We start from the raw sequence: 15,013 nt of genomic DNA on the forward strand, positions 1-15,013 counted from the left end.
CGGCACAGCAGGTCAAGAGGCAAGCGTATCGGAATCGTATCGGCAGGCGCCAAGAATGCGGTATGCTGGTGTTATGAGAGTTCTTGCCGAGCCTGAGCGCGCTCAGGGTGTTCCCGCCTGTCCCAACCTGTCCTCCCGCCTTCTACTGGCGTGGATACGCTGGCAGGCGCGGCGGCGTAACGCCAGAACGCCTCAAAACCCTGTTCCGATGGTCGAAAGCCTTGTGCCGGAAAGCCTCCGGGATGAAAACGCGGCACAGGCGGCTTTTCTGGCGGCCCTTCGTAAGGCGATGGATACGCCGTCTTTCCCCACACGGCTTTCTTCGCTGGGGATTAGAAAAGTTCTGTCTCTTTCCGTGCCCGGCGCGGCTGGCTCCATGCAGGCAAGGCTTTATCTGCCGTATGGGCGGGTGCGGGGGGCGGTGCTGTATTTGCACGGGGGCGGGTTTGTGCATTGCGGCCTGAATTCGCACCATGGGCTTTGCTGCCGTCTGGCGCGGGTTTCCGGTGCGGCGGTGCTGTTGCCGGATTATCGGTTGGCGCCCGAGCATCCGTATCCCGCTGCGGCGGACGATGCGCTATGCGCCCTGCGTTGGCTGGCAGACCTGTCCGCACGGCTTTGGGGAGGCAAGGTTGCTGTGGCGGGGGATAGCGCCGGGGGCAACCTGTCCGCCGTGCTGGCGCAGGATGGGGCGGCGGGGCACGGGCCGGTTCCGGCGTTGCAACTGCTCTATTATCCCTCTCTGTATGGCGCGCAGGTTTTTCCCTCGCATGAGCTTTATGCGGAAGGCTATTTCCTCTCCCGTGCCTCCATGCAGTGGTATGGGGACCAGTATATTGCGCGGGAGGAAGACTGGGCCGCCCCGCGCTTTGTCCCCGGCCTTAAGCCTGATCTGTCCGGTCTGGCTCCCGCGGTGATTGTCACGGCGGAATGTGACCCGATGCGGGATGAAGGCGCGGCCTATGCCGAGGCGCTACGGCAGGCGGGTGTGCCGGTGCAGTATAAATGCTATCGCGGCGCGCTGCATGGTTTCCTGAATTTTTACGCGCTTATGCCCAACGGTAAAGCCGCGCTCAGGCTGGGTGGCCGTGCTTTGCGGAAAGCCTTTGCGCGCTGAACATCCTGAGGTGTTCAGCGCGTCGCACCCTTAAGGGATTGGGTGAAAGAGGGTGGGAGACCCCTGATCGGACATAATGACGTGGTTCATCCGGTCAATCCGCAGGGTGAACAGTTTGGGCAGTTCCCCTTTAGGGCCGGGGCAGGAGCCGGATGTTTTCTGCATCACGTCAATGCGGGAGGCCGTTGGCGGGTCATTACCATTTACTACAAATAGCAGACAGTCCGGCTTGATTTGCGTCATGCCGTTATGGGTGACCGTCACGCGCAGGTGGCGCACCAGAGCGGTATCATCAAACCAGCTTTCCGGCCGGAAGGTGTAGCGGTCCGTCAGCGTGTCGAGCACGCCACTTTTCGCGAGCACAATCACCAGCACGGAAATGGGCAGCACCAGCATTAGACGGCGGAGAATATGCTGCCGCAATGTGCGTTTGCGAAACGGGCCGCGCAGTTGCGGGGTGGTGGGTTTGGGTGTGTTTGTGTTCATGTCAGCATATCTTCGTGCCACAGGGCGCCGTCACGCGCCAGTAGGGCGCGGGTTGAGGCAGGCCCCCAGCTTCCAGCCGGGTAGGGTTCTAGCGGTGAGAGCGCATGGCGCCATGAGTCGAGGATCGGTTCAATCCAGCGCCATGAGGCTTCGACTTCATCCCGGCGGATAAACAGGGCCGGGTTGCCGCGTACGGCGTCCAGAAGCAGGCGCTCATAGGAATCATGATATTCGATGGTGAACTGGTTCTCGTACGACATATCAAGCGCTGCATTGCGCACGCGGAAGCCCCCTGCGCCGGGGTCTTTGGTCGCCAGAACGAGTGAAAGACCTTCCTTGGGGGCAATGCGGATAACCAGTCGGCCGGGGGAGGGCGTGTTGGTAAAAATCGGCCACATCTGCGGGCGGAATTGCAGCACGATTTCCGTTGTCTTGGCCGCCAGCCGCTTGCCGGTGCGCAGGTAGAACGGCGTGTTGCCCCAGCGGGAGGAGCGGATTTTAGTGCGGATCGCGACAAAGGTTTCCGTATTGCTGGCGCGGTTCTGGGCCAGATCCTCGGCGTAGCTCGGCACGTCCTGCCCATCAATGCGGCCAGCGGTGTACTGCCCGCGAATAACATTGTGGCGCACCATGTCCGGCGTCATCGGACGCAGCGCGTTCAGAACCTTCAGCTTTTCGTTCCGCAGGTCATCAGCCTGCAAGGAGGCCGGGGCATCCATCGCCACCATGCACAGCACCTGCAACAGGTGGTTCTGCACCATGTCCCGCAGAGCGCCGGATTCGTCGTAATACGGACCGCGCTTGCCAACCCCCACAGTTTCCGCCGCGGTAATCTGCACATGCGCAATGGCATCGGAAGACCAGAGTTTTTCTAGCGCCGGGTTAGCAAACCGGAGTGCCAGAATGTTCTGAACGCCCTCTTTTCCCAGATAGTGGTCAATCCGGTAGATTGAGTCTTCCGAGAAGAAGCGGCCTACGCCGTCATTGATTTCGGTCGCTGTTTTCAGATTCACCCCGATGGGTTTTTCCAGCACGACACGGGTGATGGGGGTAATCAGGCTGTGGTCTGCAAGGGCCGCGCACAGCGGAGCATACAGGGCCGGGCTGGTGGCCAGATAAAAGACTCGCGTGCGCTCCGCATCGCTCAGGCGGTCTTTTAAAGCCGTCCAGTCACTGTCTTCTTTCGTGGCGTCGAGCGAGACATACTGCACAATGGCCAGAAACTTGTTCAGCGTTTCCGTGTCTTGCGCGGCAGCGGGTGAGAATTCTTTTAAGGCGCGGCCCACCTGCTCACGGTACTGGTCCGGGGAGTGGGCGGAGCGTGCCACACAGATAATGCTGGCATCATCCTGAAATTCCTGCGCGTGGAAGCGCTGTAAAAACGCAGGCAGAAGCTTGCGCATTGTCAGATCGCCCGTAGCGCCGAAGATAATAAAATCGAAAGGGTCAATTCGATTAGTGTGCGCCATGGCCTGAGTACTCCCGCAGGATTATGGGTGCCCTTGAAAAGCCCCAAACAAAGACTTTCTTCCCCGTGGATAGAGATAAAGAATGGGGCAGTCGGGAAAACGTTGTGGCAGACGGTTTGTCCATAAGGCTTCTGGCTGTCAAGGTAATTGACCGCGCGGGCCGCTCGCGATAAGCCCGCGCCTTTGGTGTTCGGGCGTGGTGGGCGAAAGGCCTACCGCATTCTGGCCCGGAACACGGTCTGTAAACGGGGGAACTGGAGCATGGATACCGAAGGATTTTCCGGTGGTGATGATGCCGCTGTGGGTGGCATCGCCGCTGACCGGCTGAGAAGCATCATCGAGCGTGTCGAGCGTCTGGAAGAAGAACGCAAGGCGCTTGCTGGCGATATCAAGGATATCTTTACCGAAGCCAAGTCCGCCGGGTTTGATGTTAAGGTCATTCGGCAGATTATCCGCCTGCGCAAGCAGGAGCCGAGTGAGGTGGAAGAGCAGGAAACCCTGCTTGATATCTATCGTCGCGCCCTTGGAATGTAATAAAAACCGTGTAGCACCCGCGGGTGCCCTGATGGGGCGTCCCGCTGTTGCATGGAGTCCTGTCATGTCGGGTCTGTAAGGAATGATGTCTGTGGTGTTTCCAGATTGGATGCCGCTTTGGGCGCAACTGCTGGTGATAGCTATTGCTATTGTCTTCGGCCTTGCGTTTCTGATGATGCCTTTTGCCGTTTTTGGTGTGAAAGGCAGACTGGTTGAACTGGAACTGCATATTCAGGAAATGCAGGCCGAGCTGCGGGCGCTGTCCATGCGTCTGGCTGCGGGGCCGGGACAGTCCGAGCGCCCCGCGCATGAAAATGCGTCGTTACTCCGCCCCCCCGCGCCTGAAGGCGTGCAGGTGGAGGAAATTCGTCCGCCGGAACCCGTCCAGCCCTCTCCCATTCTGTCTGCCCCTGTGCTGACACCGCTGCGGACTCCCAAAGTGTCCGATGCGTATGAACCGCGCCGGGATGCGCCACCTGCGCCCAATCTGGAGCCGGAACCACGGGAAGTCGGGGGGCATCGTGTCATGCCATGGCACGAACCGCAGAAAGATGCGTCCGGGCGGAAGGAGCCTTTAGCAGACGCCATGCGTCGCTATCAGGCGCCGGATGCGGACCAGCCACCTTACCGGCCAGATTTTTTACGCGCACCCACGCAGCCAGCAGAGCCGCGCGTTAATCGGCCTTATGATGAAAATACAGGGCGGTCTGAGCCCGTGCTGAACTGGCCGCCCCGCAAACCGGCCGATTTTTAAGGGGAAAGGAAGGGCGTTTCCCTTCCTCACACCATAACGAGATCATCCCGATGAATGATCTCATCCCGTCCCTGCCAGCCCAGAATGTCAGACAGTTCTGAGGAGCGATGCCCTGCAATCAGGCGGGCGTCATCGGCGTCATAAGCGGATAGGCCACGCGCCAGAACGCGCCCGCCATTATCAGTTACAACGACCAGATCGCCCTGCGTGAACTCACCCTTCACGCCCAGAACGCCCGCGGGTAACAAAGACCCCCCTTGGCGCAGGGCACCTGCGGCGCCCTCATCAATCATAATTTCACCCGCAGGGGTCAGGCTGCCGGCAATCCACTGTTTGCGGGCTGTCTGCGCACAGGTCTGCGGCAAAAACCAAGAGCAACGGGCTCCTTCCTGCAGCGCACGCAGGGGGTGGTCCTGCTTGCCAAGGGCAATCGCCATCGCGCAGCCAGAGCGGGTTGCAATGCCTGCCGCCAGAAGTTTAGTACGCATGCCGCCGGAAGAATAACCGGGAGGCGGCTCGCCTCCCATGGCCTCAATCTCCGCCGTCATGGTTTCAATGACAGGCAGATGCTGGGCATCCGGGTTGGTGCGTGGGTCTGCCGTGTAAAGGCCGTCAATATCCGAGAGCAGGACAAGCTGATCCGCTCCGGTCATCTGGGCAACGCGCGCGGCTAGGCGGTCATTATCGCCAAAACGGATTTCTGAGGTGGCGATCGTATCGTTCTCGTTGATAACCGGCACGCATCCCAGCCCAAGCAGGGTGTCCAGTGTCGCACGAGCATTCAGATACCGCTTGCGGTCTTCCGTATCTTCGGGGGTCAGTAAAAGCTGAGCCGCAGTCAGCCCCTGTGCGGAGAGCGCCTGACTCCACGCTTGCGCCAGACTGATCTGCCCCACCGCGGCTGCGGCCTGTTTTTCTGGCAGGCGGAGCGCGCCATGTGTCAGCCCCAACGTGTGGCGGGCCAGTGCAATAGCGCCGGAGGAAACAACGGTGACATCGGTGCCCTGCCGCCGCAGTTGCGCGATATCCTCGGCCACGCTGGCCAGCCACGTCTTTCGTGGGGCTGCTTTGTCCGGGTCCACCACTAGCGCACTGCCGATCTTGATAACAAGCCGTCGCGCGGAAGAAAGGGAAGGGCTGGTGAGGCGTCCGGTCATGGAAAGCAGTCCATTCTCTGTCGTGACCCCGGAGGGGTATGTAGAGCTTAAGCGGGGTCTTTTTCATCCTTACGGATGGTTGTAACCTGTGTCTGTATAGCCCGGAGCAATTCCGGCACACCCTGCCGCGTGGCAGCGGAAATCAACATGACCGGCGCGCCACTGGCTTTTTCCAGAGCGCGTTTGCGGGCAGATGCTTCCCGCGGGCTCATGGCATCATTCTTGTTCAGGGCGATAATTTCCGGCTTGTCCGCCAGACCGCCACCATAAGCCGCCAGCTCATGCCGGATGGTGCGCCATGTGTCCACAACGTCGCCCGCTGCCCCATCAATCAGATGCAGGAGCACAGCGCAGCGTTCGACGTGCCCGAGAAAGCGGTCACCAAGGCCAGTACCTTCATGCGCACCTTCAATCAGCCCCGGAATATCCGCCACCACAAATTCTTCTGTCATGGACAGGCGCACTACGCCCAACTGGGGGTGCAAAGTGGTGAAGGGATAATCGGCAATCTTCGGGCGCGCGGCGGATACAACGGAGAGAAAAGTGGATTTCCCGGCATTGGGCAGACCGACCAGACCAACATCGGCAATCAGCTTCAGACGCAGCCAGACCCAGCGTTCTTCACCCGGCCAGCCTTTGTCAGACCGGCGCGGGGCGCGATTGGTGCTGCTTTTGAAGTTTGCGTTGCCAAAGCCGCCATCGCCACCCCGGCAGAGGGTAATGGTTTTACCGGCTTCATCCAGATCAGCCAGCAGGGTTTCCCGGTCATCATCAAAAATCTGGGTGCCGATTGGCACTTTGATCACCACGTTCTGCGCGGCAGCGCCCGTGCGGTCAGAGCCAGCCCCGTTACCACCCTTACGGGCACGGAAATGCTGGGTGTAGCGGAAGTCGATCAGCGTGTTCAGGTTGGGTACGGCTTCAAACAGAATGTCACCACCCCGACCACCATTGCCACCGTCCGGGCCGCCGAATTCAATATATTTTTCCCGGCGGAAGGCGGTGACACCATCTCCGCCATCGCCGGAGCGGACGTAGATTTTTGCCTGATCAAGAAACTTCATGGGATACCTTCAACGCCAGAACAGGAAAAGGGGCCGATCCTGTGAGGACCGGCCCCTTGCCATTCCGGCCACGGGAAAAACGCGTGGTGGAGCTTGCCGAATACTTATTCAGCAGCAGCCGGCAGCGCGTCCACGGAAACGTGCACGCGGCCTTCGGCGCGACGCTCAAAGCGAACGCTGCCGTCAATCAGAGCGAAGATGGTGTGGTCACGACCAACACCAACGTTCACGCCCGGCTTCATCTTCGTGCCGCGCTGGCGGATGATGATGTTGCCAGCGATAACCTGTTCGCCACCAAATTTCTTAACGCCAAGACGGCGTCCGGCGCTGTCGCGCCCGTTGCGGGATGAACCGCCTGCTTTTTTTTGTGCCATGACCTAAGTCCTCCTTGGTCTTACCAGCCGAACCCTAAGGGGCTCAGGCGGCGTTAATCTCTTGAATGCGCAGAACGGTAACCGGCTGACGGTGGCCATTCTTGCGGCGGCTGTTCTGCCGGCGGCGCTTCTTGAAGATGATGACCTTCTTGAGGCGGTCCTGAGCGATGACGGTTGCCGTCACCTTTGCGCCAGCAACGGTGGGGGCGCCAATAGTGGTCGTGCCTTCGCCACCTACGGCAAGAACTTCATCAAAGGTGATGGTTGCGCCAGCTTCGGTTTCCAGCTTTTCAACCTTGAGCACCATGTTGGGCTCAACCCGATACTGCTTGCCGCCTGTGCGGATAACTGCGAACATAAAACCTGTCTCTCTTTCCGATCTCTGGACCTTCCGCGGCATAGGCGCAGGCGAAAAATCTGGTCGCTTTTTGTTCCTTGGCCGCATGGGCGGCATGGCTCCATCTTTGTGGAGTGGTGCGGCCTTTTACGGGGAGAGTCCCTCATCCGTCAACAAGAACTTGCGAGGCTGGTTGATCTCTGCTTAAACCCGGACCCACGGAGAGATGCCGGAGCGGTCGAACGGGGCGGTCTCGAAAACCGTTGTGCAAGCAATTGTACCTAGGGTTCGAATCCCTGTCTCTCCGCCAGAGATGAAATTCCCAATGAAAACAACGACTTATGAACTTCCTCCGGTAGCTCAACCTACCGTGTCGGTAGCGGTCCAGCGGTAGTCCTTCACATGCCCAAGAAGGATGCCGACGTGTTTGGTCTGAAACGTGCTGCCAGTGGCCTGTGGTCCGCTCGGCTCTCCATTCCCCGTGATAGATGGCAGGATGTCGGTCTGGCCTATGGAACGAAGTCAGGCATCCGGCAGGAGTTCCTGAAGTCCCTCCAGACCCATGACAGGCAGGAAGCTATCAGGCGGCGTGGTCCGGCACTGGATGCCCTCCGCTCTCAGGTGAATGAGAAGCTGGCCGCCATTGGCAAACCTGCTCTTGAAGGGGACTGGAAGGTTCAGTCAGTGGTTGAGCAGGCCGTTGCTGATGCCCTGTCCGCCAAGGAAGAGATTGAGAAGGCCAGCACTGTGCCTGTCATCACCAGAGATGCGAATGGTCAGGTGATGGAAGAGCTTCCCGCCACAGATCAGGAGCATCTGAAGAACGTGGCCACAGGGCTGGCTGAGGACGTGGCTCAGGGCCTGCCGGATGCCAAGGGGCATTTATACCTGACCACGTATATGGAGACGCTGGCAGGCACAGCAACGCCTCTTGGCCCCTTGCTGGACCGCTGGGAACTGGAGAGAGACAGAAGCGTCAGCAAGGCTTCACGAGCGATGGACACGGCTGCTTTCAATCACTTTGCTGGCTATCTTGCCGAGCATGACAGTCAGCGGCAGGGCGGCTCAATAACAGACCCGATGAAGCATCTCAGAGCCAAAGGGCTGGAGCGTCTGGAGCCAAGGGTTCTGGGTGGCTTTACCGAGTGGCTGCTAGACAGTGCAGGTCTGACTGCCAAGACCGTGGGGAGCCGTGTCAGCCCTCTGAAGATGTTCTGGGACTGGTGTATTCGCAAGCACATTATCTCTGGTCCGAACCCGTGGGATGGTGCCACCCGTGGTCTGAAGCAGCAGGCTGCACGTCAGGGCAACGGCAAACCAAAGCGGCGCGAGTTCTCAGAAGATGAACTGCTGGCCCTCTTGCAGACTGATCCTGATGCAGGGAAACGATGGGCATGGGGGCAGGCTATCCGTGACCTGATGCCCTTGGCTCTCCTGACAGGAGCCAGAGAGAACGAACTGTGCAGCCTGACAGTGGACAAGGTTGTGCAGCTTTCGGGGGCTGAGCTGCTTGGCATTGCTGTGCTTGAAGAGGACGCAAAGACAGCCAGTTCCATCAGGCGTGTGCCTCTGCACCCTCTGGTCAGACCCATTATTGAAAGAAGGCTGGCTGCTGCCCGTGCCACAGGCGAACCAGACGCTCCCTTGTTTCCTGAGTGCAAGCCCGGAGGACCAGCCGAGAAGCGTGGTTACTATTTCTCAAAACGCTTCACAGAGTTCAGGCGGGATGTGCTGGGAGCCGAGTCTGATGGTCTGGTGACATTCCACAGCTTCAGGAAATGCTTTGGCACGTTCATGCGGAGGGCTGCTGTGGCTGGTGTGTCTGAGTGCCAGTTATCGGTTGCTCAGAAGCTGATGGGCCACAAGCCCCAGACCATCACAGAGACAACCTATATGGAAGCAGAGATGCCTTGGAAGGTCTATGAAGCGGCCATTCTGGGCATGGTGGACAAGGGGATGCCGGAGGGTGTCATAGAGGCGCTAACCTGAAAGCCCACACAGGGCCTTCCTGTTCCCCTCCGGTGTCTCTGGTGCAGGGAGGGGTTGGAAGCGTCTGTGTGGGCTTCTGTGTGGGCTTCTGTGAGTCTCTGGTTCGCTATTTGAAGGCTGATTTAGCTCTCTGTGGCTTCGTTAGTTTTCAGGGGGCGGGCAATCTATCGGTTAGCGTCCTGAGAATGAGGCTGAGGAGGTTTCAGACACACAGATCAAGCTGCCGGATGTGACGGGAAGTGTTCAGCATTTCCATGGCTGCAATCACAGCTTCATAGTCAGAGATCAGGCGGTAGCGGCGCATTTGCTCAGCAGCTTCATGGCCAAAACGGTGCTGTTCTGCGGTGAAAATGTCGGCATCATGAGCATGGAAGTCCAGCAAACGGACCACTTCGTCAGGAGTGACTTTCAGTTCCTCTGCAATGCCGTTCGTGGTCATGCCGGTTCCTGACAGTTCCACAGCTCTGTTGAGCTTGTTCAGGATAGCGGATTGGCAGGCATGTCTGCCCTTGGCAATGCAGTCCTGTGTGTTCTCGTTAGAGCTTCCCAAGACCATGTGATCGACGTTGCAGCAGGCAGGGTTGTCGCACAGGTGGAGAATGGCGAAGGGGCGTCCGGTTCTCTGGTCAGTCGGGATGTCACCATGTGCGGCTTCCCATGCGACCCTGTGGGCATACCGAATTTTTCCGGCATCTCTGATTGCTCCGTGTCCGGCTTTGTTGAGCTTGCCGCCCTGAAAGACCTGACAGGGGCCTTGCAGGAAGCGAGGGCTTTTCTGGGCTTTCAATTTGCTGTCCAGTCTTTCCTCAAGTGTTTGGTGATGGTTTGTCATGAGATTGATCCTTTTGAGTTATTGGAGAGGTTGGCATTCGGCTGCCGGGGGCTGGTAGAAGGGACTTCCTTCTTTCACATGCTCAATCTTCATCCTTCTTCTTTGGTCAGGATGCAGGCTCTCAGCAGTGCTGAGGTTCGGACCACAGAGATGAGATTGGGAATGGAATATGATTTATGCTTCCTCCCTTGTGAGAGAGGCAGAAGGCAGCTTGCCGGACCTTGCTAGTTAACCGCTGTGCTGCGGATCGTAGCAGTATACCGGCAGTGGGCCTTTAGGCTCTTTCCCCACCGGGTAGATTATTCTAGCCTTTTTCTCATAAAGTCGAGAATATACCTTCAAGGTTGCTATTTCAGGATTGGGATGAAAATGCTTCTTCTGAAGATGGTTCTGACCACCTCTGAAAGCCTTCTCGTGTCCGCAGTCTGGTCAGGATGTGACCTCATGGGCGGCTGGCTCTTCAGGTCTCTATCACAGGGTAAGTCATTCTAGCCATTTTCCAAGAAGGTCGAGAACATAACTGCAAGGTTGCTATTCTCAGCACATGCCTCTTTCATGGTGGATATGAAGCCACCGGACAGCGTCCCTGAAGTGTCCATTCAGCAGCTTGCTTTCTGGTTTTATATCACAGGGCAATCGTTTCTAGCCATTTTCCCATAAAGTCGAGAATATACCTTAAAGGTTGCTAAATAGAAGAGGTCCGAATGCACGGGCAACATAGAAGTCTATTTGCAAGCCATTCCGGCACAGACAAGGACACTGGACGGCACCCTCCAGACCCTCAAACGCCACTGGCGTGGCTCTCAGAAGCCCACCAGTGCCTGCCTGCTCATATAGGCCCGGGACTACCACAGAAAAGGCATACTGGTCTCTGTGGGCTTCTGTGAGGCTCTCCGTAAGCATTCAAGGGACCGGAAGGGACCGTGCTGGGCTGCAAGGAAACTTCAAGGCAACCTCCAACACCACCAGCAGCGGGGTTTAGTCCCCATCTTTGAAGTCAGACCGTGGGCCATGAAATGAAATGCAGGGACCGGGTTGGGCCGAAAGGGACCCAATCGCTTCTGGCATGGTTCCAATCCAGACTGTTCCAATGGGGCTTGGTCTATCGGAACAATGGCACTGGAACACTTTTCTGTTCCACATGGGTTGACTTGCTGTGTTTTGGAACGGCATATGATCCGGGTCTAAACCCTAATGGAACACAAGCGCCATGAAGATCGGCTATGCCAGAACCAGCACCACGGAACAGATTGCCGGATTGGAAGCGCAGGTCAGAGACTTGAAAGCTGCCGGGTGCGAGAGGGTGTTGCAGGAACAGGTGAGCGGAGCCACCACAGACAGGCCCCTGCTTGCCGCTGCACTGGATCAGATGCGGGCTGGGGATACTCTGGTGGTCATGAAGCCGGACAGGCTTGCACGGTCCACAGCGGACCTTCTGGGCTATGTGGAGACGGTAAAGGCCAAGGGCTGTCACCTGATTGTCCAGAGCATGGGCGGACAGACACTGGACACCAGCAATTCGACCAGCAAGCTGATGCTGACCATGTTGGCCGCTGTGGCAGAGTTTGAACGTGACCTGATGAAAGAGCGTCAGGCGGAGGGCATCGCCAAAGCCAAGGCTGAGGGGAAGTATCAGGGCAGGAAGCCCACGGCCCGCACTCAGGCCAGTGAGGTCCACAAGTTGCACCAGCAGGGCGTCAGGCCAACGGAGATTGCCAAGAGGCTGGGCATAGGCCGGACAAGTGTTTACCGCTGCCTTTGTCTGGTGAACTGAAAGCCTCAGATTTTCGTTGCATTACGGAGTGTTCATCTTTGAAGAAGGAAAACGGACGGTCTTGCCTTGTCTGCTGTGGGCTGTCTGGTTACTTTGTGGCTCCTGACTACTTGCTGGTGCTACCGAGCTGGTGGTGAGTGCGTCGGTAGTTGTTTTTTGATGGTATTCTGCGGTTTTTCGTCAATTCACGAAAAGTCCCTGTCTCTCCGCCATGATGCGGTTTTCCCTGAAAAAACAAGCACTTACGCCAATCTGTCACGACATGATTGTATTGTGCAGTTACATGCTCAGCGTTACATATCGACAGGTATGGACGACATGAACAACATATTCCGGCGGGCAGGTGCTCAGACATGGAGTGTCCGGTTTCATATCCCACGGGACCGGCGCTCTGACGTAGGCGAGGCATACGGAACAAAGGGTGGGCACAAGGCCGATGTGGTGAGAACTCTGAGCACCACAGACCGTAGAGAAGCGATGGGCAGGCGTCCAAAGGCTCTTGAGAAGATCCGTTCAGAGATTGACGCAAAACTTCAGGCAATCGGTCTTGCACCCCTTGATGGTGGCTGGGAGCCTGACTGGGCTTTTACATGGGATGATGAAGAGAAAGCTGTAGCAGGAGGGCTTGAGGCTCGGAGGGAGCTTGTCATGGCCTCAGACCGGGAAGATGAGGCTGAAGAGTTTCCCGTAGTAGACTCTGACGGACGCATTCGCACTACGACAATGCGCACAAGCCCCCGTGACAGGAAGGAAAGTCAGCTACGTGACCTCATAGCGGAACAGTTGGGTGACCTCAGGGACGCAGGCAAACCTGTGGGGCCATATTATGACCGTTTCGTCGCTGTTGCCTTTGGTGAAGAGATGCCTCTTGGCCCCTTGCTGGATCGCTGGGAACAGGAGAGAGACAGGAGCGTCAGCAAGGCTTCACGGGCGATGGATAAGGCTGCCCTCAACCATTTTGCTAGTTATCTTGCAGAGCATGACAGCCAGTGGCAGGGCAGTTCGATAACAGACCCGATGAAGCATCTCAGAGCCAAAGGGCTGGAGCGTCTGGAGCCAAGGGTTCTGGGTGGCTTTACGGAGTGGTTGCTGGACAGTGCAGGTCTGACTGCCAAGACCGTGGGGAGCCGTGTCAGCCCTCTGAAGATGTTCTGGGACTGGTGCATTCGCAAGCACATTATCTCTGGTCCGAACCCGTGGGATGGTGCCACCCGTGGTCTGAAGCAGCAGGCTGCACGTCAGGGCAACGGCAAACCAAAGCGGCGTGAGTTCTCAGAAGATGAACTGCTGGCCCTCTTGCAGGCTGATCCGGATGCAGGGAAACGATGGGCATGGGGGCAGGTTATCCGTGACCTGATGCCCTTGGCTCTCCTGACAGGAGCCCGAGAGAACGAACTGTGCAGCCTGACAGTGGACAAGGTCGTGCAGCTTTCCGGGGCTGAGTTGCTGGGCATTGCTGTGCTTGAAGAGGACGCAAAGACAGCCAGTTCCATCAGGCGTGTGCCTCTGCACCCTCTGGTCAGACCCATCATTGAAAGAAGGCTGGCTGCTGCCATAGCCACAGGTGAGCCAGACGCTCCCTTGTTTCCTGAGTGCAAGCCCGGAGGGCCAGCCGAGAAGCGTGGTTACTATTTCTCAAAACGCTTCACAGAGTTCAGGCGGGATGTGCTGGGGGCTGGGTCTGATGGTCTGGTGACATTCCATAGCTTCAGGAAATGCTTTGGCACGTTCATGCGGAGGGCTGCTGTGGCTGGTGTGTCTGAGTGCCAGTTATCGGTCGCTCAGAAGCTGATGGGCCACAAGCCCCAGACCATCACAGAGACAGCCTACATGGAGGCAGATATGCCTTGGAAGGTCTATGAAGCGGCCATTCTGGGCATGGTGGACAAGGGAATGCCGGGTTCTCTTGTGGCAAAGCTGGGATAGAGGCAGGCAGGCGCTGGGCCTTTAGCAAAAAAGCCCACACATGGCTTTCCTGCTCCCCTCCGGGTTCTCTGGCCGGGGGAATGGTGGAAAGTGTCTGTGTGGGCTTTCTGTAGGCTATCAGGGCTTTATTGGTTAGTCTGACGCTCAAGACATGACTGCATCTTGGTCTGACGTGCAGCCACAGCCTTTTGCCAGTCAATCGTGAAGGTCTCTTCAATGGCTGGCACAAGCACTTCCAGATTGTCCCGCGTGAGGTTGAAGGCGTTGCGGTCCTTGAAGCGGATGCGCCTCCCTCCGTGCGTTTCCCCGACAAGGAAGCGGGCAGCGGTGACAAGATCACTTGGGTTGGTGCTGTGCTTCCATGCTTTGGCTTTTCTCCCACCAATCTGGATTTTCACCTGACCAGAGCCATTATCGATAACATGTAGTCGTGTGCCATTGTCTGTGAAAATCATCAGGTCAGGAAGGTCCGTTTTGCTGACCCGGAGGTGCCTGCCTGTGCCGTGGCGTCCTGTCAGGGCAATTAGTGCGGTTCCATTGTCCATGTGGGTGATTGGACTGGCTTTCCGGGGCGTCCGAGGGCCTTGGGGCTTTCCGGCATCTGAGCGTTTCTTGCGGGTGTTCTGGGGTGCGTTCATCTGAGGTGTCTCCTTCATTGTGAGGATGAGTAGAGACACAGGGCGCTCCTATAGGAGTCCTTAAAGGATAGTCCTTATTGTTATCCCTTATAAAAGAAGGTTAGGAGTCTTTAGGGAGCCTTTAAGGAACTCTATAGGAGGCCCCATCTATCTATTCATCTATCTGTATGCTGCATTTTTGCATGACATGAGTTTCAGGGCTTCCAAGTGCTTGTTTTCTCTCGCCTTTGCTCAAGAGAAAGAGACACAGGGAAGTATTGTCTTGATTGTCTTCCTTCAAATGGTCTGGAAGGGACGCAGGACAGCCAAGAGGAAACCAACCTCACAGGAGAGAGTCACAGAGTCCCGTAGAAGCCGGTCTGCCTCTTGTCTGGCACCCTTGTAGCAGGGGAGCGCTTGATGCCTCTCTACGGGCAAATGCGAGGCTATTGGAGAGGGGAGGTGCCAAAAGGCTCTCTGGGAGTTTTCGTCTAATTTTCACAGTGCGAGAACTGCTGACAAGGCTCGAACAACAGCAACAGCGATTGGGTTTAACCTCTGTCTCGAAGTCGAAAAATGGCTG

General features: G+C 57.4%; 14 protein-coding genes and 1 tRNA gene. 7 read left to right on the forward strand and 8 right to left on the reverse strand.

Features of this window, described 5'->3' with window-relative positions; all coding sequences use genetic code 11:
- The first annotated feature begins 55 nt into the window (after positions 1-55).
- A complete protein-coding gene (locus AD949_RS07130; protein ID WP_052944534.1) occupies positions 56-1,117 on the forward strand; it encodes an alpha/beta hydrolase in 1,062 nt (353 codons plus the stop codon).
- Positions 1,118-1,147: 30 nt separating this feature from the next.
- Here AD949_RS07130 and AD949_RS07135 read toward each other — a convergent pair whose 3' ends face one another.
- Together AD949_RS07135 and zwf are read right to left on the reverse strand one after the other, a co-directional pair.
- Positions 1,148-1,603, reverse strand: coding sequence for a hypothetical protein (locus tag AD949_RS07135; RefSeq protein ID WP_048835339.1), 456 nt, complete (start codon positions 1,601-1,603; stop codon positions 1,148-1,150).
- Entirely contained in the window at positions 1,600-3,072 is a 1,473-nt protein-coding gene (zwf, locus tag AD949_RS07140; protein ID WP_048835338.1) for a glucose-6-phosphate dehydrogenase, read from the reverse strand. Before zwf ends, AD949_RS07135 begins: the two co-directional genes overlap by 4 nt.
- Before the next feature lie 261 nt (positions 3,073-3,333).
- Here zwf and AD949_RS07145 point away from each other — a divergent pair, with 261 nt between their 5' ends.
- Positions 3,334-3,606 (forward strand): DUF2312 domain-containing protein, encoded by a 273-nt coding sequence (locus AD949_RS07145; RefSeq protein ID WP_025825221.1) that lies wholly within the window; start codon positions 3,334-3,336, stop codon positions 3,604-3,606.
- 85 nt (positions 3,607-3,691) lie between these two features.
- Entirely contained in the window at positions 3,692-4,360 is a 669-nt protein-coding gene (locus tag AD949_RS07150) for a hypothetical protein (RefSeq protein WP_244463330.1), read from the forward strand.
- Between the two features lie 26 nt (positions 4,361-4,386).
- On the opposite strand, the gene proB is transcribed toward AD949_RS07150, so the two are convergent.
- The 4 genes from proB to rplU form a co-directional block, all read right to left on the reverse strand.
- Positions 4,387-5,517 (reverse strand): glutamate 5-kinase, encoded by a 1,131-nt coding sequence (gene proB / locus AD949_RS07155; RefSeq protein ID WP_048835336.1) that lies wholly within the window; start codon positions 5,515-5,517, stop codon positions 4,387-4,389.
- 47 nt (positions 5,518-5,564) lie between these two features.
- Positions 5,565-6,581, reverse strand: a complete 1,017-nt coding sequence (obgE, locus tag AD949_RS07160) for a GTPase ObgE (protein WP_048835335.1) — start codon at positions 6,579-6,581, stop codon at positions 5,565-5,567.
- A gap of 104 nt (positions 6,582-6,685) precedes the next feature.
- Positions 6,686-6,955, reverse strand: a complete 270-nt coding sequence (rpmA, locus tag AD949_RS07165) for a 50S ribosomal protein L27 (RefSeq protein ID WP_048835334.1) — start codon at positions 6,953-6,955, stop codon at positions 6,686-6,688.
- A 43-nt stretch (positions 6,956-6,998) separates the two neighbouring features.
- A complete protein-coding gene (gene rplU, locus AD949_RS07170; protein ID WP_006559166.1) occupies positions 6,999-7,313 on the reverse strand; it encodes a 50S ribosomal protein L21 in 315 nt (104 codons plus the stop codon).
- Positions 7,314-7,512: 199 nt separating this feature from the next.
- On the opposite strand from rplU, the gene AD949_RS07175 reads away from it, so the two are divergent.
- Positions 7,513-7,602, forward strand: a tRNA-Ser gene (locus AD949_RS07175).
- 92 nt (positions 7,603-7,694) lie between these two features.
- Positions 7,695-9,281, forward strand: coding sequence for a tyrosine-type recombinase/integrase (locus AD949_RS07180; RefSeq protein ID WP_061504646.1), 1,587 nt, complete (start codon positions 7,695-7,697; stop codon positions 9,279-9,281).
- A gap of 202 nt (positions 9,282-9,483) precedes the next feature.
- Here the strand turns inward: AD949_RS07180 and AD949_RS13780 are convergent, their stop codons facing one another.
- Positions 9,484-10,113, reverse strand: coding sequence for an HNH endonuclease signature motif containing protein (locus AD949_RS13780; RefSeq protein WP_082064843.1), 630 nt, complete (start codon positions 10,111-10,113; stop codon positions 9,484-9,486).
- 1,210 nt (positions 10,114-11,323) lie between these two features.
- Here AD949_RS13780 and AD949_RS07195 point away from each other — a divergent pair.
- Both AD949_RS07195 and AD949_RS07200 read left to right on the forward strand, forming a co-directional pair.
- Positions 11,324-11,887 (forward strand): recombinase family protein, encoded by a 564-nt coding sequence (locus AD949_RS07195; RefSeq protein ID WP_048836637.1) that lies wholly within the window; start codon positions 11,324-11,326, stop codon positions 11,885-11,887.
- 318 nt (positions 11,888-12,205) lie between these two features.
- Complete coding sequence (locus AD949_RS07200) at positions 12,206-13,813, forward strand: tyrosine-type recombinase/integrase (protein WP_248845779.1); 1,608 nt, start codon at positions 12,206-12,208, stop codon at positions 13,811-13,813.
- A gap of 125 nt (positions 13,814-13,938) precedes the next feature.
- Here the strand turns inward: AD949_RS07200 and AD949_RS07205 are convergent, their stop codons facing one another.
- The gene (locus AD949_RS07205; RefSeq protein WP_048836827.1) at positions 13,939-14,451 is read right to left on the reverse strand and encodes a hypothetical protein; all 513 of its coding nucleotides are present in this window, start codon (positions 14,449-14,451) and stop codon (positions 13,939-13,941) included.
- Between the last annotated feature and the right edge of the window lie 562 nt (positions 14,452-15,013).

Source organism: Acetobacter orleanensis (assembly GCF_001581005.1).
Taxonomy (GTDB): Bacteria; Pseudomonadota; Alphaproteobacteria; order Acetobacterales; family Acetobacteraceae; genus Acetobacter; species Acetobacter orleanensis.